The following is a 26337-nucleotide window of genomic DNA, read 5'->3' as shown; positions in this document are numbered from 1 at the left end:
CTAATAGCTAATGCTGTCTAAACATTTGTGAATAAAGATCATGTAATTTTTGGTAGCACAACCAAATAAACAGTCGCTTCTATAATTTTATACTATTTAGAATATTTAATCTATATCAAATGAAATATTTTACTTTACGAGATAATTTCGACATTTATAAATTATTTATAAATAACTTTTTGTTCCTCATTATTCGATTTTGCTAGAAAAGCATGCTATGCTCAAGGTATAGAACAGACACAAAGGAGAGAGTTTTTAATGGTTAAAGAACTATTACGTAGCCATTCCTCGGTACGCATCTATGATGGAGAACCGATTTCAAAAGAAATCATTGAAGATTTAATTGGAACAGCACAAATGGCTGCAACATCACATTTTGTGCAAGCCTATAGTGTAATATGGGTAACAGATGCAGATAAAAAGGAAAAATTAGGCTTACTCTCTGGTAATCCACGTCAATATGAAACTTCAGGTGGGGCATTTGTTTTTTGCGTAGATTTCAAGCGACTTCAAATGGCCGGGAAACTAGAGGGAGTGGATATTGTAGCTGATTCTGCTGAAAATGTCCTTGTTGGGGTAGCAGATGTATCATTGTTTGCACAGAATTTTGTTATTGCGGCTGAATCAATGGGTTATGGCATTTGCTATATTGGAGGTGTACGCAATAAACCTTCTGAAATCAGTGAATTATTTAATCTGCCTGATCACGTTTTCCCATTATTCGGGCTAACAATCGGCGTTCCTGTACGTCGCAATGAGGTAAAACCTCGTTTACCTGTATCTGCTGTATTACATGAAAATGAATACAATGTTGAAAAATATGAAGAACTCTTACCAGCCTACAACGAGGAAATGGAAATATATTATAACAGCCGCTCGTCTAACAGAAAAATTGATAACTGGACAAAACAGATGGCTGACTTTTTAATTGAACAACGACGTCCGCATATCAAAGAGTTTTTAGCAACTAAAGGGTTTAATTGGAAATAAACGAACGAAAATGGAGTTACTATCGTATGATAATAATTCCATTTTTTACATAAAAATATTACCTATATATATTCAATCTAGGGATATTGCCACAATTACTTCTATAAATCTAACCTTAAATTAAACGAAAAGACTCTTTCCTTTTCCAGCTATTCCATTCATATTAATAAATGATACCTATTAAAGAAAGGAGTTATAGAAACAATGTCCAATATCAATAAACATCTTGCTCGCACCTTAGAACAACAGCATAAGAGAAGTGTAAGAGGTTTATTCTTAAAAATTGAAGACTTAAATAATGAATGCACCCAATTAAGAAAAAGACTGGAGCCACATATTGATTTGAATGTATATAAAAAACCCATTGATTATGTCAATCAGTTCGTTTCTCACACTACTATACTCAATTTAAAATTCGTTACGAATACACAGAATTTAGAAGTAGTTGTCTTGCATGCTCTTTTATTATCCTATATTTTAGAAAACACTCAAAGCCATGCTTTTGAATATGAAGATAAATTGTTACAGGGGTATATACAAGAAATCTTTACACTAAATGATCATGCAAAAAGACTATTTATGAACCATAGAGAAAAGATGCTTACCTATGTTCAAGGGCAAGCTACATAAAAAAGACGATCTTCGTAATAACAAGATCGTCTTTTGTTCTTTTATTGTAGTCCTCTAATTATAAGAGAGCGAACTGGTAGGAACTGCTCTCCTGTATCTCCATAAGTGAGTATTACCTCATCACCCTCCTGTAAATAAATTGCTAAAGGTTCTGTTTCGGCACTCACTAAATAATTTTCACCATTGTTTAATAAGAAAGATACAGTTGTAAAATCGCCTAGACGTTCTTTATATACACGTAATACCTTACCACTTATTTGTTTTTCCTCAGCACTTGAGCTACCATCTACAGTATTTCCTCCTCGACTTAAGGCTGTTTTATATAATTTCAATGCCTCCTTAGGAGTAGTAGCGTAAACGGAAATTTCAGGATTGGCTGCAGAAACAATAAAATAGTTTTGTAAGAAACCATTGGAATCTAGCACCGCTGTCAGCCAGCTCGCTTCTCCATAAAAGTTATACAACACTGGCATTTCGCCACTCCACTTTTTCTCAATAAATTTCTTCTCTATTATTTGTAAATTACCTTGTGAATCCATATAACTTGAGTCTTGATTCCCTGTATAGTATGTTGCATCCCCTGTTCGTGCGTTAGTTAGTGAATAGCCTAACATTGAATCTACACCTTCTTTAGGACTTGTAAAATCTGTAAAGTAATACATATCACCCTTCTCATCGAAAATCGGGCTAACATTCGATTCTGTTCCTTCATCAGAAGGAATCTTTACATCCTTTTTACCAAACATACTATTCCAAAAACCATGTACATAATTACCGAAATAACTGTTTTGTAAACTTACTGTCTCTGGTGATACAGCACCATCAATAAATTCAGGTATTTGATCCAGTTTAATGACCTCTGATTTCCCCGTCAGCGCATCAACCAAGACAATTCCTTTTACATCAAAGCCATTACGCGCAGAAATAAATTCCCCATATGAGCGAATATAGTATGGCTTTCCTTCATCATCTACTTCCAGCTGTACGTCACCGTAAAAAATTAGGAATGGATGTTGTAAACGAATATGACGTTCTAAATTAGCATTTAAATATGCAGAAGGCACATATTTCATTTCCTCTTTAATAAATTTAGGATTATCCGCAGAATCTGTAGCACTCATTATGAAGTAACCAGGTGTTGTACCACCGTTCATCCATTTAAAGAATCCAGAAAATTCAACTGGTGCAATATAAACATATTCGCCCCTCACCTTTTGAATTTGTAAGCGTCCTAATTCATAGTAGCTCGTATTTGGCACTTGTCCGAAAGCCTTTTTCATTTTATTACGAGCAAATTTCGGTGGTACACTTGCAGGTGTTTGTGTCTCATCGAATGGTTTTATTTCAACTTCTTCCTTCATTTCGGATGACTTAAATTTTTCATTAGCATTCCATAAGGGTGCTGATAAAACATACACAGCTACCCCTAAACTTGCTAAAAATAAAACACCTTTTATTTTCCGTTCGATACCACTTGCTAGCAGAGCACCCGCTAACGTTAATAAAATAATAGCCGGCCAAAAAACAAGCCAATTTACATCAATTTTTGTTACATATAACGTAATCCCTGTGGCTAAAAACCCTAGTATAAAGACTCCTATAAAAAAATATCCTATTACTTTTTTCGATTGTCCATCTTCTCGCTTCTTCGTAATAAGCGGTGTCACTAACACACTTGCGATCAATGCAATGACTGCAGAAGCTATCAGTAGCTTAGTCATTTGGTTCATCCTCTCTTCTTCTTTCTCACTACTTACTTTACGGTTACATACTAAAAAAGTTTCATACATACGTTGTACAGAAAGGAATTCTACCATAAATATTGAATTTCAAAAGGAAAGGAGCTGAAAAATTTGTTAAAAAAATTATTAATCAGTGTCATTATTTTATTGGGTCTTTATTATATTTTTCTCTTTTCCCATATTGCTGAAAGTTTAAAACTCATCTTTAAAGTGATTCCTATGTTGCTCATCATTATTTTAGCTGCGATTCAGAAGCCATTACATATTAAAAAATACCAACTTTTGATTATTGCTGGGCTTGTATTCTGCATGATTGGAGACTATACATTGCAGTGGTTTTTAATCGGTCTAACTAGCTTTCTTATCGGGCATATCTTTTATATTTTTGCTTTCTCTACTGCAAATGAGCGGCATGTACCAACTTGGGCAAAGATACTTTTATTACTCTATGGAACAAGTATGGCTATATGGATTGCGGGATCTGTCTTTAAAACAGGTGAAACCATACTTGGTATTGCCGTAATCGCCTACATTTCTGTGATACTCACAATGGGATGGACAGCTATTAAAACTGGATCTACTCTGGCAACAATTGGTGCAATATTATTTATTGCATCTGATTCTTATTTAGCTATTAACAAATTTGTCATGCCACTAGCATTTTCTCATGAAATTATCATGCTGACTTATTATAGCGCCCAATTACTTATTGCTTTAAGTATCCTTCAATATTCCGAAATCCGAAGTAAAGTGTTACAATAATATCAATTATGTCAAGGCATAATTACGTCTGGAATCGGCTTTGTGAATGCACAAAGAATTTTAACATATACACATTAGGAGGCCATACTTATGAAAGAACAAGTAATTGAGCGATTAATACGCTATGCAAAAATTGATACACAATCAGACTTCACAAGCGAAACAACTCCTTCTACACAAAAACAATTTGACCTATTACATGTTTTAAAAGACGAACTTGCCGAAATTGGTTTAACAGACATTACATTAGATGAAAATGGCTATTTATTTGCCTCATTAGAAGCTAATACAGATAAAGAAGTACCAACTATCGGCTTTTTAGCCCATGTTGATACCGCTACTGACTATACAGGTACAAATGTGAAGCCACAGCGTGTAGATAATTATGATGGTGGAGATATTCAGCTAAACGAAAACTTGGTTATGTCTCCGACTGACTTCCCAGAGCTTAAAAACTATGTAGGCCAAACACTTATCACAACAGATGGTACTACATTATTAGGCGCTGACGATAAGGCAGGGATTGCTGAAATTATGACGGCAATGGAGTACCTCATTAAAAATCCTACTATCAAGCATGGTAAAATTCGTGTAGCCTTCACGCCAGATGAAGAAATTGGTCGTGGGCCACATAAATTTGATGTAGCTACTTTCGGCGCAGACTATGCCTATACGATGGATGGCGGACCACTTGGCGAACTACAATTCGAGAGCTTCAATGCCGCTGGCGTTAAAGTAATTACAAAAGGCACTAGCGTCCATCCTGGTTCAGCAAAAAATAAAATGGTGAATGCTATTACAATGGCCATTGCCTTCCAAAATGAAATGCCTGCTGACGCAGTTCCTGAAAAGACAGAAGGTTATGAAGGTTTCATTCATTTAATGAGCTTTAAAGGGGCTCTTGAGCATACTGAGCTATCTTATATCGTGCGCGACCATGATCGCCAAAAGTTTGAAGAGAAAAAACAATTAATGCGTGATGCTGCAGCTAAAATTCAAGCACAATTTGGTGAGCATGCACTGAGCATTACCATTGAAGATCAATACTACAATATGGGTGAAAAAATTGAGCCTGTAAAAGAAATTGTTGACATTGCACGTACTGCAATGGAAAAATTAGATATTACACCGAATACCCTGCCAATTCGTGGTGGTACAGATGGCTCACAATTATCCTATATGGGCCTACCAACACCAAATATTTTCGCTGGTGGCGAAAACATGCATGGTAAATTCGAATATGTATCCGCTGAAACAATGGAAAAAGCAACTCAAGTTATCATAGAAATCGTTCAGCTTTTTGAACAGCAAGCAAAATAATAGTTTTAATTTTGAATGAACTTATTTCTATACGCATTTACCTAAGAAATCATGAAAAATTTTCATAGCTACGAAGAGGGGTTTTTCCTCTCTTCGTAATTTTTTCAGCCATAATTACTGAATTTTCAAATTACATAAAGGGTTTGAGGTTATAAACTCAAATTGAGGTGATGTTTATGAAAGAAATTGCATTAGGTATTTTAGCTTCCCTTTTCTTTGCCGTGACATTTATTTTAAATCACGCCATGGAAATGCAAGGTGGTAGTTGGCTATGGAGTGCATCATTACGCTATTTTTTTATGCTCCCTTTCTTGCTTATCATTGTCTTTTATCGTAAGGGCTTTTCACAGCTTTCTGGTGAAATAAAAGCACAGCCTATAGCATGGCTACTTTGGAGCTTTGTTGGATTTGTTTTATTTTACGCGCCATTAACATTTGCTGCTGCTTTTGGTCCAGGTTGGTTGGTTTCAGGTACATGGCAGTTTACAATCGTTGCTGGTGTATTATTAGCTCCTCTTTTTGTATCGATCATTGCTGGTAAAACAGTGCGACAAAAAATACCTTTCATATCCTTGCTTATTTCATGTGTCATTTTAGTAGGTATTTTGCTTATACAAATACCTCATGCACAATCAGTATCGCTTAGAAGTTTAATGCTTGGTATTTTACCTGTCATCGTTGCAGCTTTTGCTTACCCCCTCGGCAATCGTAAAATGATGGAAGTTTGCGGGGGCCGAATCGATACTTTTCAGCGGGTGTTAGGAATGACCATTGCTTCGATGCCAGCATGGATTATCATGGCTATTTATGCCATTCTTACAGTAGGACTTCCCTCAGCAAGTCAAATGTTTCAATCATTGCTTGTGGGAATTAGCTCAGGCGTTATAGCAACAGTTTTATTTTTCATAGCAACGGATCGCGTAAGAGACCATCAAGGCAAGCTAGCCGCTGTGGAAGCAACTCAGTCAACAGAAATTCTTTTTGTTATTATAGGTGAGGTATTACTATTAGGAATTGCCTTCCCTAGCCCGCTTGCACTTGCAGGTCTCGGAGTCATCATTGTTGGTATGCTATTACATAGTTACTATACAATGATTATCGGGAAAAAGAATGCTGTGCAACAAAACACAACTTCCTAGCAGTCCATTTTATGGGCTGTTTTTTACAAAAAAAGACGACTCTATTCTAAATTTAGAATAAGTCGTCTGAGATTTTCACGTTCCCAAAAAATGAGGGGGGTTTTAGGAGCGTAATCATGAACTAGCAAACTTCTGGAGAAAAGTAGCTAAAGTTCATCCTCTCTACACTGTATTGTAGACGAGGAATAATCTTTATACGATAATGATAATCATTATCAATTAAAATGTCAATCATAATCTTATAATTTTTTTACCTTTTCAAAAAGATTTTTTTAATGAGCGTCGGTACTGCCATTGCTTCAACTGAAAATGTAAAAAACAGCCTATACAAAAGCCTGCTATTGCAATGGATGATGCAATTGCAACCAGGCCAGTAAAGATATGACCAACAACCTGCCAATGTAACAGATAACCTAATAAACCAGCTGCTAAACAAAGGCTAGCAATACTTGAATTAAATTTTTGCTGCTGAGCATCCTCTGGTATATATGTAGATGGAGCCTTTGTTAAAAAGAGCTTCCCTACACGAAGTATCGGGTTATAGTTGCATAAAATACCTAGTAAATTTGCAGCTAGTGGAATTACTAATATCCAGGTAATTCCTGTTACCCATGATAAAATGACACTCAAAAGAATAGTCCACTGGTTCAGTCTAACTAGAGGTCTTGGAATTGTATGAAGGTGCGACATCAAAAAACCCACCTTTCTTATATGTTTAATGTATTTTACTACATGATATTCCATTTGTGAAGCAAAAATGATTACTTTATAATGAAGTTAACAGATGTTCAAAGGAAAAGAGGATAACTATGCCAGCTTTAACAATGGATCAAGTTCAACAATTAAATTCGTACAGTATTTATACAACTGAACCTAAGCGGACTTTATTTACTTTAGCTGATATACATAAAGACTTTTATCATCCTGATTTTTTAAACCTTATGATGGGTATAACAGATGCAGCAACAGAAACAGCAGCTATTTCTCACTTTGCACGCCGCTATGGTATGTTTTTTGCTATGCAATTATATATGCTTGCCGCTTATGACGAAGTATGGGATGGTAAGCCACTTGAATTGCGTTTTGATGCTGCAAAAGAATTTAATAGCTTTACTGTTGCCATGTTTGCCAATCCAAATGATTGGCGCTACGTTGATGAAGATGAACGCCAAGCTGTTATTGAGAAAATTCTTTACGATGGACACGTCATTGTCCAGCAGCTTCGTAAAGTAACCTCCATCTCCCCTCTTACCATTTGGGAAAATTTCTTTGGCTATTTGCTATGGCATTATCATATATTATTATCGAACCCTGGCCTAGCCGATCAAGCCATGGAGGATATTGAGGCTTTAGAGAACCCAAAAACATGGGCTCGCTTCTCCAATAAATCTTGGTGGGCACAATATACAGGTGGTCTGAGCCCGACTAATTTAGTCAACGTTCCTGTAAGAAAATCATGCTGTTTTTCAAAAGATATCCCAGGTTTAATGGCTTGTGGTTTTTGCCCAATGAAAAAATAATAGAGCCGTTTAAAAAATAAAAAAGCCTTACCCTCCACAATCTTATGTGTAAGGTAAGGCTTTGTGCTTTATTTTTCGTATACTACAAACCAATCGTTGTTTTCTTCAAACATAGACGTGCCAAGGAAACCTTGTTTTAAAAGTTGCTGTTGCCCAGTTGTGTCTCCCATCGATATCACTTGCTTTTCAGTAAAGTTCGGTGACATTGCTTGTCGTAGGTCTTTATAAAAAATATAACGAAGCTTATCTACATATTTAATTTTCAATCCTTTAATAACGAGGTCTTGCGAGAATTTATCCTTTAAGCTCGGAATATTATATGGCTTTACAGTGGAGCAAACATAATCGTATTTTTCTAAATCGATATTTTCCATCACTACTGTAGCTAATGTTCTCTGTAATCCGTAACCTCGATATTTTGGTGAAACATTCGATATTTCCTGATATAAAACACGTTGAAATTCGTTTTCTGCAATTCCACAATCATACCCAAGATGCTCATCATCAATAGGAGGATTTAACAGTGCACGAAAGGCAATCAACGCTTCCCCTACATAAGCACCTATCATCATTCCATGACCATTTAAAATATACTCAAATTCCTCTGTGCTTAAGGGTTGGAGGATACTTTGATCTGCTAAGGCTTCATAAACCTCAACTTGTAGCTCTTCAATTTGGTGTAAATGTTGGAGCGTTAATTTTATAACAAAAAATGGTGTCTCACCAAGCATACCATCATAGATAATTTCCATATTACGCCTCCTTAGGCTGTGACAACAGTTGAAAACTTACATAATTCCTGGATGACAGCTTCATCTACATCTACACCTAATCCTGGTTTTTCATTTAAGCAAATAAATGGTACATCATAATGTAAGTTCCCAACATCCTTTGAGAATTTTAATGGACCCGTTAGTTCTACACTCGTCATAATCTTCTTAGAAAATGCTACATGGAAGCCTGCAGCAGAACCAACTGACGACTCTACCATGGAACCAACTTGACATTCAATTCCTGCCATTTCCGCCATAACAGCAAGCTTCATAGCAGGATAGATGCCTCCACACTTCATTAATTTAATATTTACTTTATCTGCTGCACGCTTGGCTATAATTTCACGCATTTCACGTACGCCTCGTAGTCCTTCATCAATCATTAATGTCACATCAGATTTTGATTTGATTTCTACCATTCCATCAATGTCTTCGCTATCGACAGGTTGCTCTAGCCAATCGATATTTAAATCTTTCATAGCACGTAAACCCTGTAATGTAGTGGCTGCATTACCCCAACCTTGATTTACATCCACTCGAATAGCAATGTCTTCGCCTACTCGTTCTCGTACCGCTTTAATACGGGCTACATCACGAAGTACCTCTGTACCTACCTTCATTTTAAAAGAGCGATAGCCCATTTCTACTCGATTAGCTGCCTCTTCTGCCATTGCTTCAGGTGTTCCAATACTTAGTACATGTGTGATTGGGAATTTTTCATGATAACGTCCACCTAAAAGTTGGTATACTGGCACCCCTAAGGCTTTCCCAGCAATATCGAAGCAAGCAATATCGATCGCTGCTTTTGCTGCTGGTACATCTTTCACAACTTTATTCATTTTATCGTGAAGCTTTTCAAAGGCCATTGGACTTTCCCCAATAATTGCTGGGACAAGCTGATGTTTTAGCACAGCATATGTACTTTCCCATGATTCACCTGTTACATGTTCATCAGGAACAGCTTCACCATACCCTACCACACCTGTATCGGTAGTTACTTTTAAAATAATGGAAGGCATTGTATCATATGTAGCATAACTAATAATGAATGGATCAATTAGCGGTAAATGTATAGCAAAAATTTCTACTTGTTTAATTTTCATCGTAATCAGTCTCCTCTGTCGTTAAAGTTGTCGCTAATACGTCGCTAAATGTTTAAAAAAATAGAAAAGGAGTGATGTCCATGTCTACCAAAATAGCGATTATATGTTCAAAAGCATTTATGAAACGTATTATTAGTATCGCACAAAACATAACCGATATTCAATTAGAATTTTATCTTTACAGCCACCCTTCTGAAGCACCTACCTTAATGAAGCAAATAAAACCGTGTGATGCAATATTATTCGGAGGAACGTTACCTTATCTACACACTCAATCATTACTTTCAGAAGTTCCAATACCTTGGAATTATATTAAGCAAGATGAAACAACCATTTCTACAACATTATTATCATTAGTAGCCAAACATGCTGTAGCTATCGACAGGATATCCATTGATGTAATGAACCCTGCATTCGTTGATAATGTTTTAGCAGAAATAGAATTTCATGGTCAAAAGCCACATGTTCAGCATATTTCGATTACTGAACCAACTGAGAATATTTTAAAACGCCATATCGCCCTGTGGAATTCAAAAAGTATTGATTTTGTCATTACCAGTATTCATAGTGTATTTGATGAATTACAAGCACTACAAATACCGTCAATGCGTATGTTAGATGCTACCAAATCTATTATTCAATGCCTTGAAGAAACAAAATCAAAATCACTATTAACCAAGTCAGAAGCTTTCAAGGCTGTAGTGGGTCTCTTAGAAATCCCTAAAAATTCTGCCATTGAATCAACTGTTTTAAGTCAAATTGCGAAAGCTACCTTTTCAACTTTTAAGCAAATTTCAACGCATTCCTTTGAGCTATACACAACTGCTGGACATCTTCAAAATGCTCTAGAAAAGGAAAACTTAGAGCAGCTCATACAGCAAGTTGAACAACCATTTAAGCTAGCATTTGGCTATGGCTATTCCATTTTGGAGGCCACACAAAATGCTCAGCATGCTTTAACATTTACTAAACCTTTTGAGATTTATATTCTTGATGAACATAAAAACTTATTAGGGCCTTTCCCTAATACAGAAGGTAAAATTTCTTTAAAAACCGATGATCCCTATGTTTTGCAAATGGCTAAGCTTACAAGTTTAAGTCCATTAAATATTTCTAAAATAATCAATTTCAGTAACGAACGACAGTCAGCTCAATTTACATCTCAAAATCTTTCTGAATACCTCCAAGTAACACGACGTACTACAGAGCGTATTATCAAAAAATTAGTTGATAATGGTTATGTAAATATTGTTGGTGAAGAAATGACCCATCAGCAAGGACGTCCTCGCAAAATTTACCAATTGAATTTTGCAACTTACTAAACTGCTCTATAAAAGAATTCTCGTAGATACACGTGGATCTACGAGAATTTTTATTTTAGTCAACCATTACCATATTATCCGCATTTTCTGCTTCTATCGCCTTTTTACGCTTCTCAGCTTCTGCTATTTCTTCTGGCGTTAATTTAACAATAGCAAATCCAATATATCCATAAATAATAGAAATAATTGGTACAGCGAAGTTAAGAATTGCATATGGTGCATACTCCATTGCACTTACACCTAAAGTTGCTAAAATAAACACACCACAAGTATTCCAAGGGAAGAAAACAGATGTTAAGGTTCCCCCATCCTCTAATGCACGAGAGAGGTTTTTAGAATGTAAACCACGTTGTTGATAGACACCCGCGAACATACGTGAAGGAACAACAATTGAGATATATTGCTCAGAACATGTTGCGTTGGTTGTTACACAAGCTGCAATCGTTGAAGCAATAAGACTTCCTGTAGATTTAGCAAACTTCACAATTACATTCATCAATGCCTTTAACATTCCTGAATACTCTAAAATACCACCAAATGTCATCGCTACAATCGTCATTGAAACCGTATTCATCATCGAGTCTAGACCACCACGGTTAAATAAATCATCCACCATGTGATTACCTGTTGAGATTTCAAAGCCTGCCTGTAATGCTTGTACAGCACTTGCAGCTGAACCACCTTGTACAAAAATCTGTAGTAAGAAACCTGAAACAATTCCTATAATTAAAGCTGGAATTGCTGGTACTTTCTTAGCTACTAATACAATAACTCCCACTGGAACTAGTAATAGTAAAGGAGAAATAACAAAGCTTTCTTCCATCACTTTTAAAGTTGTTAAAATTTCCTCAGATTGCATTGAAACTTCTGCAAATTTTCTACCCAAAAATCCAAAAACAACAAGAGAAATAATCAAAGCTGGAATTGTTGTATAAAGCATATGCTTTATATGATCAAATAAATTAGTCCCTGTTAATCCTGCTGCTAGATTTGTTGTATCTGATAATGGTGACATCTTATCTCCAAAGTATGAACCCGAAATAACAGCACCAGCAATCATAGCCGCTGGAATACCCATACTTAAACCAATACCCATACCTGCGACACCAATTGTAGCCATTGTAGACCATGAACTACCAATAGCTAATGACACAATTGAACATAACAACATGATTGTCACAAGGAACCACGCTGGAGAAATTAACTTTAGACCGTAGAAAATCATTGTTGCTACGACACCGCCGCCAATCCATGCCCCAATTGTCAAACCTACTAAAATAATTATAACAATGGCAGGTAATGCCAGACGTATCCCTTTATACATCATCTCTTCAATTTCTGCCCATTTATATCCATGCATTTTGGCAACAATTGCTGCTACAGTTGTGCCAACAAGAAGAGGTACGTGAGGACTTTGCTCTAAAACAACTACTGTAATCAACATAGTAATAATCATAATTGCAAAAGTTAGTAGTGCCCAGCCCGCATTAATATCCTTTTTCATTTTTCCATCCCCTTTTTTTGCACCAAATCCCTTTTCGGTTTTTTCAAGACGCAAATAATTTTTTACGTTTTTTAGCTTAATATTCAAAAAATTAAAAGTCAACGCAAAAAATTTATGCTTCCCTAGCAAATCCCTTTATTTTAGCGTAATAAAACGCTTTCAAGTAGCAATAAAAAACAATGCAAACCCTTGAATATCCATGCATCATTAAAAATGTTCATGCAAAAAAGCTATATGAAAAAAAAGTTACATTTTTTCATATAGCTTTTAATATTTTTTTATTCAGGCTTTTTTTCTAATACACATGCAAGTACTTTCGCAGCATCCATTAAGGCACTGCGATCAAATGTCATTTTAGGGTGGTGTAATCCTGGTGTTAAATTCGCACCAATTCCAATCATTGCCGCTTTTAATTCCGGCTTTTTAACTGTATAGAAATGGAAATCATCACTACCTGGTGTAGTTATTTCATCTGCTAAATGCCCTTCTCCCAAAGCCTCAATGATGGCATTCTTTGCCATGTTCGCAGCAGTTGGGGAAACTTCAGCACCTGGTGTGAAATCTATCCACTTCCAACTCATATCAATTTCAAATTGTTGCTGTATTGATTTCAGGCCAGATTCAATTTTACTGCGCAGCAATTCAAGTTGTTGATTATGCTGTGCGCGAACATCCATTGAGAAACTAGCATTACCTGGAATAATATTGGTACTACCACCATCCGCAATGATTTTTGTTAACTTAGCCGAATGTGGTTCAAATGGTGATAAATGAATGCTGTGTAGCATTTGTTGCACGGCCATAATAACATCAATGGCATTTTTACCTTGATGTGGTCTAGCACCATGTGCATCTATTCCTTGAATAGATCCCTCTAAAAAATAAGCAGCGCCATGATGAATCGCAGGCGAAACTTTGCCAAGTGGTAATTCTTCTATTGGTCTTAAATGAACACCAAATAAATGTGATACTCCATCAACCGCGCCTCTATCAAACGTTGCACATGCGCCATTTCCTAGTTCTTCAGCAGGTTGGAAGATGAAACGAATACGATGTTGTAAGGTGCGATCTTTCAGTAGTAATAATGCACCAAGAACCATGGAGATATTCGCATCATGTCCACACGAATGATTTGCTTGCCACTTCCCATCAACTTCCTGCCATAAGGCATCAATATCAGCACGTACTGCAACAATTTCATTACCAGTCCCAATTTCAGCTATTAGTCCTGGTATATCACCTAATAAACGATAACTAACATGCAATTCATCCAGTATGGAAGCAATTTTTTTAGTAGTCTCAAACTCTTTCCAACTTACTTCGGGATATTGATGAAAATGATCAAACCATTGATAAATCGTTTCTTCTACTGTTAAAGCTTTCGACATAACTACACCTCTATACGCATTTTTGTTTCCCATTATACATGAATCTTTTTCACAAAAGTACATATGTCTTCAGACCTAATACACTTATTTTAATCCTATATTACATTCATATGCACTGGAAAAGCCATTTATCAATAGAGGTATAATATACAATGGGCTATGCTAAAAGTTAGTATACTTTCAACATAGCCCATCAAATTTTCATTATAAACTTGTAAAAAACCCTTCAGGATACTCTTCATACTGAATATTCACCATTTGCTCCTCATTTTTCTCTTCTTCTTCACGTAAATCGAATTCTTGATCCATTAAATACGTTTCAAACTTTGAATTTAACAACTTCCCCATTGTACCACTCCTTATTAATTGAATTTTCTGATAAAAGGATTATACAATAGATTTTTAGTAAATTGCAATAAATTATATACATTATGCATTATAACTATAAAACCTATCTCAAAATCAGATTAAAAATACCATTGATTCTTATGATTACTAAAAATTTTACCTTTAAAAAACAAAAAGCTGCTCATTAACATCTGTACTAATATTTAGCCAGTTATTAATTGAGCAGATTTATATGCAAGTCAAGTATTTAAGATACTGAAGCTCCCATTTTGTCCTTCGTATTATCGTGATGATTTCCTTTTTTATGGGACAAAAATTGGATCACAAACATCACAATAAATATTCCTAAACCAGTCCAATCCGAGAATTTTTCAGGATAGATAAGTAATAGCCCCGCAGCAATCATAATAATTCTTTCATACCAGAAAAGTTTACGATACCAGTAGCCGATCACACCAGCACCAATTGCCACCATTCCAGTGATAGCAGTGAATACTACCCAAATAATTTGCGGAATGGTTGTATCAATCATTAATAATGCTGGAGAGAAAACAATCATATAAGGTATAATAAATGCCGCAATCGCAAGTTTTGCTGAATTCACACCCGTTTTGATAGGGTCACCACCAGAAATACCTGATGCCGCAAACGCCGCCAGTGCTACAGGTGGTGTAATATCAGCAATAATACCGAAATAGAACACAAAGAAATGAGCAGATAGTAATACAACTACTGGCACTAATTCTTGTGGTGTATTTGGAGATAATAAAGCCACAATTGCTGGTGCAGCAATTGTCGATGTTATCACATAGTTTGCTGTTGTTGGTGCACCCATTCCAAGAATAAGCGAAGCTATCATAACAAAAATAAGTGTCAAAATAATACTACCACCAGCTAAAGCTACTAAGCTATTTGCTAAACTTAAACCTAATCCTGTTTTTACAACGACACCCACAATAATCCCAGCACAAGCAGTAGCTGCAACTACACCTAATGCAGTTCGAGCACCTTCCACCAATGCATCAATCACATCTTTTGGTTTAAGACGCGTTTCTTTATTAAACATAGCCACACCAATTGATATAATAATTCCATATAATGCCGCATGCATAACTGGTGTACCTGTTAGCATTAATATGATAATCGCCACAATCGGTAAGAGAAGGTAAATCTTCTTAAATACCTCTTGACGATTTGGCATTTGATCGTCTCGCAGACCTTTTAGACCAACTCTTTTTGCTTCGAAATGTGTCATAATCCAAATACCTGTAAAATATAAAAGAGCAGGGATAGCTGCCGCTTTTGCTATATCCCAATACGTAATCCCTCGACCAATAAATTCAACCATTAGGAAGGCAGCAGCACCCATAATCGGTGGCATAAGTTGACCACCTGTCGATGCAGCTGCTTCCACTGCACCAGCAAACTCTTTTCGATAGCCTAGTTTTTTCATCATTGGAATTGTATAAGAGCCGGACGTTACTACGTTAGCTACAGAGCTTCCAGAAATTGTACCTTGAAGTGCACTTGAGAATACAGCTACCTTCGCAGGACCGCCAATTAATTTTCCAGCTAGTGCAACTGCTAGATCGTTAAAATACTGGCCAACCCCTGTTTTCACAAGAAATGCCCCGAATAGTAAAAATACAAAAATAAATGTGGCTGATACACTAATTGGTGTGCCGAATATCCCATCAGTTGTAAAGTACATGAGGTTGACGATACTCTCCAAATCCTGTCCTCTATGTGCCATAAATGCCGGGAAATACGGGCCATAGTAAGCGTAAATCAAGAAAGCGATTGCAATAATTGTAATAGGCAACCCTACAGCACGTCGAGCAGCCTCAAGTACTAGTACAACAGCTATTAGCCCAACAATAAAGTCTACCTGCGTAATGGAGCCATTGCGATTCACAAGTTCTGTATAGTTCATAGACCAATATGAACCTACTGCAATAGCTAGTAATGCTAAAATATAATCGAACCAGGCTATTTTATGCTTGGGTGCTTTTTTTCTTGCTGGGAATAATAAGAAAATTAATGTTAAACCAAAGCCTAAGTGGATGGTACGTTGAATTTGAGCAGGAAATTGCCCAAAAATAGCTGTGTAAAGTTGGAATAGCGAAAATGCTAAAAGGCCAAAGAAAATAACATGCTTCATTACACCTGAGATTGTTCTTACATTGGATTCTATATCATATTTTTCAAGTATGGCTTGTTGCTCTTCAGCAGAGATTTGCTCAAATTCTTCTACTTTTTCTTCTTTCCTTGATTTTTCCTGTGTTGTCATTTCATCCTTACTCCTTTCCACTGTTCGTAAAGTGACAATCGCTTAATTTCAAATAAATAGGATTTACCCCTCTGTAAATCTTTTTTTAAATCATATTCTTCATCTGCATAATTGAATACCAAATCTAAATCTAAATCACCTATATAGATCGTAAAATTATCAAGTATGGCACTATTGTTAAATTGGAGAACATATTTACCGTTCCGTTGAATAAGTGTTTGATGTTCCTCTGCATAGCTTGGCATGCCAATAGCTAAATCTTCATATTCCATTTCAAGCATTTCAATACGATTACCTTTTATATATTGATAGGATTCCAATACATCTGACTTATGTATGGAGTGGGTGTATCTTATTTGAAAGGTTTGCTCAACTGAAATGGGTATGTAGTGCACTTTAGGATGGGCTATACGCGTCTCTGTAAAGGTGAACACCTTTTGAAGAGGAAGAAATATGACAATACATATACAGATACTTAAAAGAACTGTTATGATGAATTTTCTCTGTTGCATTCGACCTATTCCCCCACTTTAAAAGCTATTCGCCTAAACCTATATCCTACAGTAAGAAAGAGACTCGAAGCTTTATGCAACGAGCCCCTTCGTATTTTTTAGAAAGTTTCAAGCACTATTCACACTATTTCTTTTCATTAAAGTATTTTTGTGCACCTGGATGAACGTCAATACTAATACCATCTAAACCTGTTTCTGCTTTTATGAATTCCCCTTTTGGATGGGAAATTTTACCCGTGTTATCATAAATAGCTTTTGTCATTGAATAAACAACATCTTCCGGAAGATCCTTTTTCACCGCTAGCATAGCTAGAACTGAAATTGTCTCCACATCGTTTGCAATACCATAAGTACCAGCTTTTACTGTGTCTTTTGCATAGTAAGGGTATTTAGCAATTATTTCATCTGCTTTACCCGCATCTAAACCGATAATATTCACTTTCGTTGTAGCATTTAATGCTTCAACAGCAGCTGTTGGCGTACCTGCTGTAATAAATGCTGCATCAATTTGACCTGATTGAAGACCATCTGTTGATTCACCAAAATCAAGGTTTTGTGCCTTGATATCATCCATCGTTAAGCCATTGATTTCAAGTAATTGTTCAGCATTTGCGTAAGTACCCGAGCCTGGAGCACCCACTGATACTTTTTTACCTTTTAAATCTGCATACGTTTTAATACCCGAAGCTTCAGTTGTAACGAGTTGAACTGTTTCTGGATAAAGCGCACCTAAAGCTGAAATTGTATCAATTTTATTGCCATCAAACATCAGCTTACCTTCAGTAGCATAATAAGCAATATCTGTTTGAACAAATGCAATTTCACCTTTTCCTTCTTGTAAAGCAGTCATATTGGCAGCAGATGCCTGAGATACTTCAGCAGTTGTTTTAATGCCTGTATCAGTAGTTATTAAATCAGCGAATGTACCTCCAAGAGCATAGTAAGTACCTTGTGTGCCACCTGTTAGTAAACTTAAAAACTTAGGTTTTTCAGTTGATTCGGAGTCATCTCCAGTGTCCTTCGAACCACTTCCACTATCTGATCCACATGCAGCTAAAATCATAAGCGCAAGGATACTTAATAGCATTAATAAATTAAATTGTTTCTTCCTCATAGTAACCTTCCCCCTTTGGTTATTTTTAAGAATCTATTTAAAATTATCAAACTTAGTATAATAATGTCAATTAGTTTATAGTAAATTCAGACTTTTATAATTATACAAAACCACTTTAAATCCATTAATTTACATTACTATAGCTTTATTTAATTACCCCTTTTATATTTGAAATAAACTCCTAATTTACTTTTCTAAAAAAAATAAACTAAACATTCTAACTGTATAAATAATGAATAGAATATAAAAAAACTGCATCTGAAATAAACAGATACAGTCATGCATTTTATTCTATTGAATGGCTCCACAGGCTATTCTAGCTCCTGAATTACCAGCAGGATCTGTTTTATAATCATCCGCTGATTCATGAATGACAATAGCACTTCCATCACTATCTAATAGCGAATTTGGTTGATCTTTTTGTAAAGTTAACCCCTCAGCTAAAAAATTAAGATCCACATTGCCATCTTCACCAATTTCCAAATTTGGTAAGTCCCCTAAATGATAACCATTAGGATTTAATTTACCATGTTCCTTGTTTGTTGGATTAAAGTGGGCACCAGCTGATTCAAATTTAGGTGGTTCACACTTGCCTACTTCATGAATATGGATACCATGTGTGCCTGGTGGTAAGCCTGTTAATGCGAGCGTCATCATAACCCCATTATCTTCCTCTTGAAGATATGCATTGCCATAGCTTTCATTATTTGCACCAATTACTTTTGCAGTAGCTGTTAAAGGGGTAGATGCATTGACAGCTACTTTCTCCTCTTTCTTATCAAAAAAACTGCAACCCGCAACAAAAATTAGTAAAGAAAGACTCATTAAGCTTATTTTTTTCATAAAAATACCTCCTCTCTTTCTGATGATTTCCAATTTCTTCAGTACTTATGCACAATTAATCATTTACAATTCTATAATGGCTCCTATTTCATTTGAGCTTGAATAGGAAACTCAACCAAAATAAAAGGGATTTCTCAAAGTTCGAGAAACCCCTTCCATAATTAATTTAAGATTTTTACCGTTACTGTTTTGACACCCCACTGAAGTGCTTGTCCTTCAGTAGGAATAAATACATCGATTTTATTTCCTTTAATAGCTCCCCCTGTATCAGCAGCAATTGCTTCGCCATAACCTTCCACCCAAACCTTCGTACCGAGTGGAATAACCCGTGGATCTACAGCGATTACCTTTAAATTAGGATTAGACCTTATATCTGTGCCATTTGCTGTAATTCCTGAACAGCCTTCACAATAGGCTGTATAGGCAGTAGCACGCATTGTTAATGTTTTACCAGAGACAGTTGCTGGAGCACTTGCTGGTTTTGTTTTGGCTGGTGCAGCAGGCTTAGTAGCTGTTGCAATCCCCTCGGAAGTTTTTGGTTTTGGTTTTGCAGCTGAAGCTTTAATAGCTATCGATTCACCAGCTAAAATCAAATCTGACGCAAGGTGATTCCATTTCTTCAAATCATCTACAGTTACATTATTAATACGAGCTATTGAAAATAAAGTATCCCCACCTTTGATGACATATTCATCCCCCAATGGTTCTTCTGCTTTTGACGTGTCTTTCACTAAGTCTTGCTCTGGGTAAAACCATAATGAATCCTTTTCATTTAATTGCTGGAACTCACCTACTGTTAAATTATAAATTTGTGGGAGTGCCCATAGTATATTGCCTGGCGATTTGTCCTTAGCAAAGGAAGGACTAGCATAGAGACTCACACCAAATGTCAATACTACCGCTAAAGCTAATGCTCTTTTCTTCATGTTTAGTAATACCTCCATCATTTTATTATTTGTTGCAAATCTGTTGCTAGCACACTAGAGTTAAAAGCTCTATTATGTAAGCAACCATAAGTTTGCAAATTAATAACTCAGGACTAGCTGCCTGATATTAGGAATTATTACTATAAAAACGGAAAAATATACAATTTCAATTAATTTTTTAGTAATTTAATCAATTTATTGCTTATAAACTATAATTTAGTAGGTCTGTTTAGGACTTTTTTATATTAGATATTTGCTATATTTAGCCGATAAAAAAAAGAAAAGGAGGGAATAAAAATGGAAGTTAATTCACTTATGTCATCCCAGCTGATGGAACTCCAACAAACAGTACAGATGAGTGTCATGCAAAATGCTCTTAATTTAAACACAACTACTGCAATTGAATTACTGAATGAACTACCTCAGCAACAAACAGCTCCTACTCACCCATATAAAGGATCCATAATAGATATCTCAATCTGATCATACAGCCATATTTATCGAAAGGAGGTTCCTTATATGATTCGGGTAATTATTGTGGACGATGAGCCATTAGCTCTGGTTAGTATGAAAAAACATTTAAATGAATTTGATAACATAGAGGTCATTCGAACTTTTACTACTGCAAAGGATGTATTGAAAGAAGGACCTACCTTAGACTTTCAAGTAGCATTTTTAGACGTTGAAATGCCAGGTATGAGCGGATTAGAAGTAGCACAACTGTTAAAAACATGGGATAAAAATATCTGTATATTTTTGTAACTGCCTATCGAGACTATGCTGTTCAGGCATTTGATGTACAATCACTTGATTATTTATTAAAGCCAGTTTCAAAATCTCGTTTAGAGATAACCATTAACAGAATACAAAAGCTATTCCAAAAAAATCTATCATCGGAGAAAACTCGAACGCATCAAAAGCCTATGCTTCAAATCAGATGCTTTGGAGAGTTTGTCGTTTCTTTTGATGATAAAGTAATTCATTGGAGAACAATTAAAAGCAAAGAATTGTTTGCCTTTCTATTTTTACAGCTTCATATGCCCGTACCTCGTGATAACATTTTAGATTCACTTTGGAGTGATACGGATGTAAAAAAAGCCAGAGTACAATTGCATACTACTGTCTCCTACTTACGTACAACACTTTCATTTTATGGCTACACGGATGTCATTGAATATGCAAATGGCTGCTATATTTTGAAACTAAACGATTTTCAATGTGATGCCTTTGATTTGGAGGATATCTTAAATACCAAAGCTGAAACAGGACGATTAAATATTGAAAAAGCTGAGGAACTCATCCAAAATTACCATGATGAATTTATGGCAACAATGGACTATGCATGGACTACTAGTAAAGCAAATTTGATGAATAAACAATTTAGTCAACTACTTGATGAATTGATACTTTATTACTCTAAAAATAAGAACCTTAAAAACAGAGAGCGTTCATTGTTATTTGCTTTAGAGTTTAATCCGTATTCCGACAAAATCGTGCAACAATTAATCCAACATTATACTGAAATTGGAAATCATGCAGAAGCTATAAAAATATACCATTCTTTTAATAGCCTTCTATTAACAGAATTAAATGTGTCACCATCTCAGGAAACCACAGAACTTTTTCAAAACGTCTTACATGCACATGAAAAAGAGCATGAAACAAGCGTTTACCCCTAAGGACATGAAAAAACATGCTAGCGTCCAGTGCTAGCATGCTTATATAGTTTAATTATTTAACAATCATTTGTCTCATATTACTTACAACGCATAAACAGTTTCTTCCAGATTTTTTAGCCTTATACAAAGCATGATCTGCAATTTCTATCAGTTGATTGGGACTTTGGACATTTGGTGTAAAAGCCGTAATTCCAGCAGACATTGTCACAGGTCTTCCACACACAGTTTCTTGTAAAGCTTGTTTAATTCGGAGACTTTCCGCTAATTGGACTGCATCCTCTATATTCATCGAAGGTAAGATGACCATAAATTCTTCGCCGCCAAATCTAAAGCATAACCCCTGTTCCCCAACACTGCTCTGCATAGTAATCGCAAAGGCTTTTAAAACTTCATCTCCTACAGTATGACCATATGTATCATTTATACTTTTAAAATCATCTAGATCTATTAAGATAATGGCATGAGGAACCTTATCAATAATTAATTTGTGTAAAATTTGATCCATTCTTCTGCGATTAAGAATCCCTGTTAATGAATCTAAGTTCAACTGCTCTGTTAAGTCATGGATTTTACTTTCCGAACAGATCATCATATTTTGAATATTCTTTTTTAATAATTTCACCTCATCATACCAATCAGCAATTTCCTCAATCCCTTGTGCTCCTTCATCTACTTCAATTCTTTTCGATAGCTCTTTGAGAGGCTGTGTAATTTTAATAGCAAACCAAATAGCAAATCCCATTATAGTCGCTATAACTATTATGATCGGGCCTAGGACTTTTTTAAAAAACAAATTGAAGGACACTATTCTTTCATCAAGTAAAGTATCAACCATTTGTTGCGTATACAGCTTTAATGAATGGTCATCTGTCTTAGCATCTTGTAAATAGCTTTCCGTAATTGTCGAGACTTCCATTACATAAGTTTCTTGTATATTTGTTTTATGTTCCTTCAAAATTTCATTGAAATTACGATAGCTACTCCAAATACTAATACTAGATGTCATGAGGACAACAATAGTTGTCATACTAATAATAAGAAACGATAACTTTAACTTGAATTTACCCACAATAGATCATTTCTCCCATTGAGATGTTTTTTCGTTAATCTTATCTATGTTTAAATTTTGATATACTTATTCAATCATCATACGTCAAACCTCTTAAAGAAAACTTAAACACTAATGATTTTTTCCTCCTTCAATTTAAAAGGAAAAAATCGATAGTACTACTAACTCCAAATTGGTCTATTCTTATAGGCTTAAATCATTCTTTTATTATCCATTATATTTCCTTTTTTCCAATTTCGTGGCATGGTAGATAGAGATTCATTAGGAGGGAAAAATTGCTGTGTTGAGAAAAGCTTCTACCCAACATCTACTTATTATAATTGCCATTTTTATAGTCCTTACTTTTCTAAGGTTATTATGGTTAAACTATTTCCTCCCCTCTACACATCAACCTAGTGCCAAAGATGGTGTGGTCCACATAAACAATTTGGCTACATCGGAAAAAGAAGTTATTTCCTTGGATGGAGGATGGATCTATTATCCTGGACAATTTGTGAATTTTGAAAATAAGGGGGGTAACAAAGAGAGTCATAGCAATACCTATAATACCCAAAATATTCCTGCGTTAGAAAATGAGCCAACGACTCAACCCTATGGCACTTATCAGTTAAAAATTCTGCTACCAAACACTTTAGATAATGATCGATATGCCATTCGTATACCTGCTATTTCAACTGCATCAACCTTATATATAAATGGAAAGCTAGTAGGAAAATCAGGCAAAGTAGCAGATAATGCAGAAGACCATGAAGGTCAAGCTGCACCTTATACTGTTTATTTTACTAATACACAGTCTGAAATTAATCTCATACTTCATGTATCTAATTTTGATACACTCACAAGTCCTATTATTAATAAAAGGATTTTATTTGGCACTGCGTCAGCGATGACGCATCATCAATTAATTGTAGGGCTATCTCTTTCAACTATTGTAGTTATGCTAATCATATTCTCTCTTTTTAGCATACTTGTATATTTGTTCATCTATCGAAAATCTATTGTTTTACTTTTCACATTTGGCTTTCTTTTGCCTTTAGCAGATGAATTAATTACGTTTGATCGCTCCCTACTAGATTGGTTGCATCTGAATTATGTATGGTCCTATAAGCTTTCTTCTATTATTTTTCTAGGAGCCTCCTTTTTCTTTGTTCAGTTTATGAGAGTCCTCTTAGTCAAATATCACAACACTAAAACCTTTCAATGGATTTTTGCTTGCTATGTTTTAAATGCAATACTCACGATTGTTTTACCAATGACATGGCTGATACCTACGAAGAATATTTTCTTCGTACTTTATCTAGTATCCTTTCTTTACGTAGTGGTACTGGCTCTTAGAGAGTATTTAGAAAACCAAAAAAGGAGCTCTGCTTTTATTGCACTAACAGCTATCGGCACCACAAATGGTATTATATGGGGTTTCATTAAATCTGTTTACGTATTCGATATTCCCGTTTATCCATTCGATTATTTATTTATCATGCTTGGTTTTTCTAGCTATTGGTTCAAACGTTTTCATGAGAACTCTCAGCAAATTCAAAAATTAGTGACTAAACTACAACACGAGGATGCTTTAAAAGATGAATTCCTTACAAGTAATGCAGAAAAACTTTGGAGTCCAATGAATAGGATGATTACCCTAGGTCAATCCATTTATGACAACCCACATAACAAACTTGTTACTGAAGATGAAAAAAATCTTAAACACCTTATCGATATAGGTAGAAGTATGTCCTTTACGTTAAACAACATACTGGATTTTACTCGTTTAAAAGAAGGAGATTTACATCTCCATACACAAAGTGTAAATCTTCAAGGTGCTGTTTATGGAGTTTTCGATATCCTCCGCTTTATTGCAAATGGTAAACAAATACATATGGTATCTTTAGTACCTCCAAGTTTCCCAAATGTATTAGCCGACGAAAATCGCCTTATTCAAATCCTATTTAACATTTTGCATAATGCCCTAAAGTATACAGGTGAAGGCTCTATAGAAATTATTGCTCGTGAAGAACAGCATATGGCTATTATCCACATTCGTGATACTGGACAAGGCATGGACAATTTTGTACAAAGTCTTTTGTATTCGCCCTATGAACAGGGCCAAGAATATGATGAAGGCATTGGTATTGGCCTACTTATTTCAAAAAAACTGATTGAATTACATGGAGGTACATTAAATATACAATCTATTCCTAACAAAGGATCGAATGTTTATTTTACATTACCTCTTGCAGATGAAGGTAGACAAAATAAGGAATACGCAACCTTTAATGCACAAGCTAAAACTCAGCTATCCACAAATGAACAAGAGTTATCCATGGTGTCAGATAAGCATTTCAGGATCTTAATGATTGATGATGACCCTATGAATTTAGCAACGATGAAAAGTATATTTTCGATCTCTGAATACGAAATTACTACTGTTACAACCAGTGAGAAAGCTCTAGCTCTGATTCAGCAAGAATCATGGGATTTAGTAATTGTTGATGCAATGCTTCCGTATATTTCAGGCTATGCTGTAATTCAAAAAATACGAAAACAATACTCATTGCTGGAATTACCTATCTTATTATTGACGATAAGAAAGCACCCTGAAGATGTTTATACAGGCTTTGCCTATGGTGCTAATGATTATGTAACAAAACCTATTAATGCATTAGAGCTAAAAGTAAGAAGTCGAGCTTTAATTGATTTAAAATATAGTATTCAACAACGTCTACATTTAGAAAGTGCTTGGCTGCAATCTCAAATCCAACCACACTTCTTATTTAATACACTTAATACCATTGCCTCACTTAGTACTATTGATACAGATAGAATGATCGATTTAATGCATTACTTTGGTGAATATTTACATGCCAGCTTCGATGTCAGAAATCTTCAAAGAGTAGTACCACTACAGCATGAGCTCGATTTAGTTCGTTCGTATCTTTACATTAAACAGCAGCGATTTGGAGAATTAATTCAGATTGAATGGGATATTGATGAAACGATACAAATTGAAATTCCTCCAATTTCTTTACAAACGTTAGTTGAAAATGCCATTCGGCACGGTATATTAAAGAAAGAAGAAGGCGGTACTGTTTGTATTCGTATTAAAGATTTCACAACTTATGTATCCATTAGCGTAATAGATGATGGTGTGGGAATTAGCCCCACTCTATTAAAGGAATTGCAAGAAGATTACAAAGGGACAAGCTCTGGTATAGGGATAAGAAATACAAATCTACGACTTAAAAGAATTTATGGCCAACAATTACAAATTCAAAGTACTATAAACCAAGGTACAAATGTTACTTTCCATATACCTAAAGATTAAAAACCGGAGTCATTACAACGCCATTTTTGTAGTGACTCTTTTCT

The 26337-nt window shown here is 35.4% G+C and carries 24 protein-coding genes; 11 read left to right on the top strand and 13 right to left on the bottom strand.

Going from position 1 to position 26337, the window contains the following annotated elements:
- The first annotated feature begins 258 nt into the window (after positions 1–258).
- Both chrR and NY607_RS11655 read left to right on the top strand, forming a co-directional pair.
- Positions 259–990 carry a class II chromate reductase ChrR gene (gene chrR, locus NY607_RS11660; RefSeq protein ID WP_259419726.1) on the top strand — a complete coding sequence of 244 codons (732 nt, stop codon included), beginning with the start codon at positions 259–261 and terminating at the stop codon, positions 988–990.
- A 204-nt stretch (positions 991–1194) separates the two neighbouring features.
- Entirely contained in the window at positions 1195–1620 is a 426-nt protein-coding gene (locus NY607_RS11655) for a hypothetical protein (protein ID WP_054549068.1), read from the top strand.
- Positions 1621–1661: 41 nt separating this feature from the next.
- Here the strand turns inward: NY607_RS11655 and NY607_RS11650 are convergent, their stop codons facing one another.
- Positions 1662–3341: a hypothetical protein gene (locus NY607_RS11650; protein ID WP_259419725.1), complete on the bottom strand. Its 1680-nt coding sequence runs from the start codon at positions 3339–3341 to the stop codon at positions 1662–1664.
- A 132-nt stretch (positions 3342–3473) separates the two neighbouring features.
- Between NY607_RS11650 and NY607_RS11645 the strand changes: the two genes are divergently transcribed.
- The 3 genes from NY607_RS11645 to NY607_RS11635 all read left to right on the top strand — a co-directional run bounded on the left by NY607_RS11645 (position 3474) and on the right by NY607_RS11635 (position 6583).
- Positions 3474–4124 carry a lysoplasmalogenase gene (locus tag NY607_RS11645; RefSeq protein ID WP_131520683.1) on the top strand — a complete coding sequence of 217 codons (651 nt, stop codon included), beginning with the start codon at positions 3474–3476 and terminating at the stop codon, positions 4122–4124.
- Positions 4125–4214: 90 nt separating this feature from the next.
- On the top strand, positions 4215–5444 hold the full coding sequence (gene pepT / locus NY607_RS11640) for a peptidase T (RefSeq protein WP_131520682.1): 1230 nt from the start codon (positions 4215–4217) through the stop codon (positions 5442–5444).
- 176 nt (positions 5445–5620) lie between these two features.
- Positions 5621–6583 (top strand): DMT family transporter, encoded by a 963-nt coding sequence (locus NY607_RS11635; protein ID WP_131520681.1) that lies wholly within the window; start codon positions 5621–5623, stop codon positions 6581–6583.
- Between the two features lie 258 nt (positions 6584–6841).
- Here NY607_RS11635 and NY607_RS11630 read toward each other — a convergent pair whose 3' ends face one another.
- Entirely contained in the window at positions 6842–7273 is a 432-nt protein-coding gene (locus NY607_RS11630) for a DUF4395 domain-containing protein (RefSeq protein ID WP_259419724.1), read from the bottom strand.
- 119 nt (positions 7274–7392) lie between these two features.
- Here NY607_RS11630 and NY607_RS11625 point away from each other — a divergent pair, with 119 nt between their 5' ends.
- Positions 7393–8103, top strand: a complete 711-nt coding sequence (locus tag NY607_RS11625; RefSeq protein WP_131520679.1) for a Fe-S oxidoreductase — start codon at positions 7393–7395, stop codon at positions 8101–8103.
- Positions 8104–8171: 68 nt separating this feature from the next.
- Here NY607_RS11625 and NY607_RS11620 read toward each other — a convergent pair whose 3' ends face one another.
- The gene (locus NY607_RS11620) at positions 8172–8855 is read right to left on the bottom strand and encodes a GNAT family N-acetyltransferase (RefSeq protein WP_259419723.1); all 684 of its coding nucleotides are present in this window, start codon (positions 8853–8855) and stop codon (positions 8172–8174) included.
- Positions 8856–8866: 11 nt separating this feature from the next.
- Entirely contained in the window at positions 8867–9979 is a 1113-nt protein-coding gene (locus NY607_RS11615) for a mandelate racemase/muconate lactonizing enzyme family protein (protein WP_004229770.1), read from the bottom strand.
- A gap of 80 nt (positions 9980–10059) precedes the next feature.
- Here NY607_RS11615 and NY607_RS11610 point away from each other — a divergent pair, with 80 nt between their 5' ends.
- Positions 10060–11301 (top strand): helix-turn-helix domain-containing protein, encoded by a 1242-nt coding sequence (locus NY607_RS11610; RefSeq protein ID WP_131520677.1) that lies wholly within the window; start codon positions 10060–10062, stop codon positions 11299–11301.
- Positions 11302–11356: 55 nt separating this feature from the next.
- Here NY607_RS11610 and nhaC read toward each other — a convergent pair whose 3' ends face one another.
- From nhaC to NY607_RS11570, 8 genes are all read right to left on the bottom strand, one after another.
- A complete protein-coding gene (gene nhaC, locus NY607_RS11605; protein WP_259419722.1) occupies positions 11357–12805 on the bottom strand; it encodes a Na+/H+ antiporter NhaC in 1449 nt (482 codons plus the stop codon).
- Between the two features lie 278 nt (positions 12806–13083).
- A complete protein-coding gene (locus tag NY607_RS11600; protein ID WP_259419721.1) occupies positions 13084–14193 on the bottom strand; it encodes an amidohydrolase in 1110 nt (369 codons plus the stop codon).
- Positions 14194–14397: 204 nt separating this feature from the next.
- Positions 14398–14541, bottom strand: a complete 144-nt coding sequence (locus NY607_RS11595; RefSeq protein WP_167444843.1) for a hypothetical protein — start codon at positions 14539–14541, stop codon at positions 14398–14400.
- 247 nt (positions 14542–14788) lie between these two features.
- A complete protein-coding gene (locus tag NY607_RS11590; protein ID WP_115674293.1) occupies positions 14789–16831 on the bottom strand; it encodes a TRAP transporter permease in 2043 nt (680 codons plus the stop codon).
- Positions 16828–17343 (bottom strand): DUF1850 domain-containing protein, encoded by a 516-nt coding sequence (locus tag NY607_RS11585; RefSeq protein WP_131520675.1) that lies wholly within the window; start codon positions 17341–17343, stop codon positions 16828–16830. Before NY607_RS11585 ends, NY607_RS11590 begins: the two co-directional genes overlap by 4 nt.
- A 124-nt stretch (positions 17344–17467) precedes the next feature.
- Entirely contained in the window at positions 17468–18457 is a 990-nt protein-coding gene (locus NY607_RS11580; RefSeq protein WP_131520674.1) for a TAXI family TRAP transporter solute-binding subunit, read from the bottom strand.
- A gap of 291 nt (positions 18458–18748) precedes the next feature.
- Positions 18749–19300, bottom strand: coding sequence for a superoxide dismutase family protein (locus NY607_RS11575; protein ID WP_054549059.1), 552 nt, complete (start codon positions 19298–19300; stop codon positions 18749–18751).
- A gap of 161 nt (positions 19301–19461) precedes the next feature.
- Positions 19462–20226, bottom strand: a complete 765-nt coding sequence (locus tag NY607_RS11570; RefSeq protein ID WP_048393249.1) for a 3D domain-containing protein — start codon at positions 20224–20226, stop codon at positions 19462–19464.
- 297 nt (positions 20227–20523) lie between these two features.
- Between NY607_RS11570 and NY607_RS11565 the strand changes: the two genes are divergently transcribed.
- The 3 genes from NY607_RS11565 to NY607_RS11555 all read left to right on the top strand — a co-directional run bounded on the left by NY607_RS11565 (position 20524) and on the right by NY607_RS11555 (position 21905).
- Positions 20524–20709 carry a putative motility protein gene (locus NY607_RS11565; RefSeq protein ID WP_237899171.1) on the top strand — a complete coding sequence of 62 codons (186 nt, stop codon included), beginning with the start codon at positions 20524–20526 and terminating at the stop codon, positions 20707–20709.
- A gap of 36 nt (positions 20710–20745) precedes the next feature.
- Entirely contained in the window at positions 20746–20988 is a 243-nt protein-coding gene (locus tag NY607_RS11560; protein WP_259419720.1) for a LytR/AlgR family response regulator transcription factor, read from the top strand.
- A 161-nt stretch (positions 20989–21149) separates the two neighbouring features.
- Complete coding sequence (locus tag NY607_RS11555) at positions 21150–21905, top strand: AfsR/SARP family transcriptional regulator (RefSeq protein ID WP_259419719.1); 756 nt, start codon at positions 21150–21152, stop codon at positions 21903–21905.
- A 52-nt stretch (positions 21906–21957) separates the two neighbouring features.
- Here the strand turns inward: NY607_RS11555 and NY607_RS11550 are convergent, their stop codons facing one another.
- Positions 21958–22974, bottom strand: coding sequence for a GGDEF domain-containing protein (locus NY607_RS11550; RefSeq protein WP_259419718.1), 1017 nt, complete (start codon positions 22972–22974; stop codon positions 21958–21960).
- Between the two features lie 457 nt (positions 22975–23431).
- On the opposite strand from NY607_RS11550, the gene NY607_RS11545 reads away from it, so the two are divergent.
- Positions 23432–26293: a hybrid sensor histidine kinase/response regulator gene (locus NY607_RS11545; protein ID WP_259419717.1), complete on the top strand. Its 2862-nt coding sequence runs from the start codon at positions 23432–23434 to the stop codon at positions 26291–26293.
- Positions 26294–26337: the final 44 nt, after the last annotated feature.

The sequence above is a fragment of the Lysinibacillus sp. A4 genome, from assembly GCF_024919535.1.
Taxonomy (GTDB): Bacteria; Bacillota; Bacilli; order Bacillales_A; family Planococcaceae; genus Lysinibacillus; species Lysinibacillus capsici.
The sequence above is the reverse complement of the archived record's forward strand: the minus strand, read 5'-3'. Positions and strand labels throughout refer to the sequence as shown.

Excerpts from the sequence above, each read along its gene's own strand:
- NY607_RS11630 (WP_259419724.1), bottom strand. The coding sequence starts at position 7,273 with ATGTCGCACCTTCATACAATTCCAAGACCTCTAGTTAGACTGAACCAG.
- NY607_RS11655 (WP_054549068.1), top strand. The coding sequence starts at position 1,195 with ATGTCCAATATCAATAAACATCTTGCTCGCACCTTAGAACAACAGCAT.
- NY607_RS11565 (WP_237899171.1), top strand. The coding sequence starts at position 20,524 with ATGGAAGTTAATTCACTTATGTCATCCCAGCTGATGGAACTCCAACAA.
- NY607_RS11615 (WP_004229770.1), bottom strand. The coding sequence starts at position 9,979 with ATGAAAATTAAACAAGTAGAAATTTTTGCTATACATTTACCGCTAATT.
- NY607_RS11635 (WP_131520681.1), top strand. The coding sequence starts at position 5,621 with ATGAAAGAAATTGCATTAGGTATTTTAGCTTCCCTTTTCTTTGCCGTG.
- NY607_RS11625 (WP_131520679.1), top strand. The coding sequence starts at position 7,393 with ATGCCAGCTTTAACAATGGATCAAGTTCAACAATTAAATTCGTACAGT.
- NY607_RS11580 (WP_131520674.1), bottom strand. The coding sequence starts at position 18,457 with ATGAGGAAGAAACAATTTAATTTATTAATGCTATTAAGTATCCTTGCG.
- NY607_RS11575 (WP_054549059.1), bottom strand. The coding sequence starts at position 19,300 with ATGAAAAAAATAAGCTTAATGAGTCTTTCTTTACTAATTTTTGTTGCG.
- NY607_RS11595 (WP_167444843.1), bottom strand. The coding sequence starts at position 14,541 with ATGGGGAAGTTGTTAAATTCAAAGTTTGAAACGTATTTAATGGATCAA.
- NY607_RS11560 (WP_259419720.1), top strand. The coding sequence starts at position 20,746 with ATGATTCGGGTAATTATTGTGGACGATGAGCCATTAGCTCTGGTTAGT.
- NY607_RS11600 (WP_259419721.1), bottom strand. The coding sequence starts at position 14,193 with ATGTCGAAAGCTTTAACAGTAGAAGAAACGATTTATCAATGGTTTGAT.
- NY607_RS11620 (WP_259419723.1), bottom strand. The coding sequence starts at position 8,855 with ATGGAAATTATCTATGATGGTATGCTTGGTGAGACACCATTTTTTGTT.
- NY607_RS11585 (WP_131520675.1), bottom strand. The coding sequence starts at position 17,343 with ATGCAACAGAGAAAATTCATCATAACAGTTCTTTTAAGTATCTGTATA.
- NY607_RS11590 (WP_115674293.1), bottom strand. The coding sequence starts at position 16,831 with ATGACAACACAGGAAAAATCAAGGAAAGAAGAAAAAGTAGAAGAATTT.
- chrR (WP_259419726.1), top strand. The coding sequence starts at position 259 with ATGGTTAAAGAACTATTACGTAGCCATTCCTCGGTACGCATCTATGAT.
- NY607_RS11610 (WP_131520677.1), top strand. The coding sequence starts at position 10,060 with ATGTCTACCAAAATAGCGATTATATGTTCAAAAGCATTTATGAAACGT.
- nhaC (WP_259419722.1), bottom strand. The coding sequence starts at position 12,805 with ATGAAAAAGGATATTAATGCGGGCTGGGCACTACTAACTTTTGCAATT.
- pepT (WP_131520682.1), top strand. The coding sequence starts at position 4,215 with ATGAAAGAACAAGTAATTGAGCGATTAATACGCTATGCAAAAATTGAT.
- NY607_RS11570 (WP_048393249.1), bottom strand. The coding sequence starts at position 20,226 with ATGAAGAAAAGAGCATTAGCTTTAGCGGTAGTATTGACATTTGGTGTG.
- NY607_RS11555 (WP_259419719.1), top strand. The coding sequence starts at position 21,150 with ATGCTTCAAATCAGATGCTTTGGAGAGTTTGTCGTTTCTTTTGATGAT.
- NY607_RS11650 (WP_259419725.1), bottom strand. The coding sequence starts at position 3,341 with ATGACTAAGCTACTGATAGCTTCTGCAGTCATTGCATTGATCGCAAGT.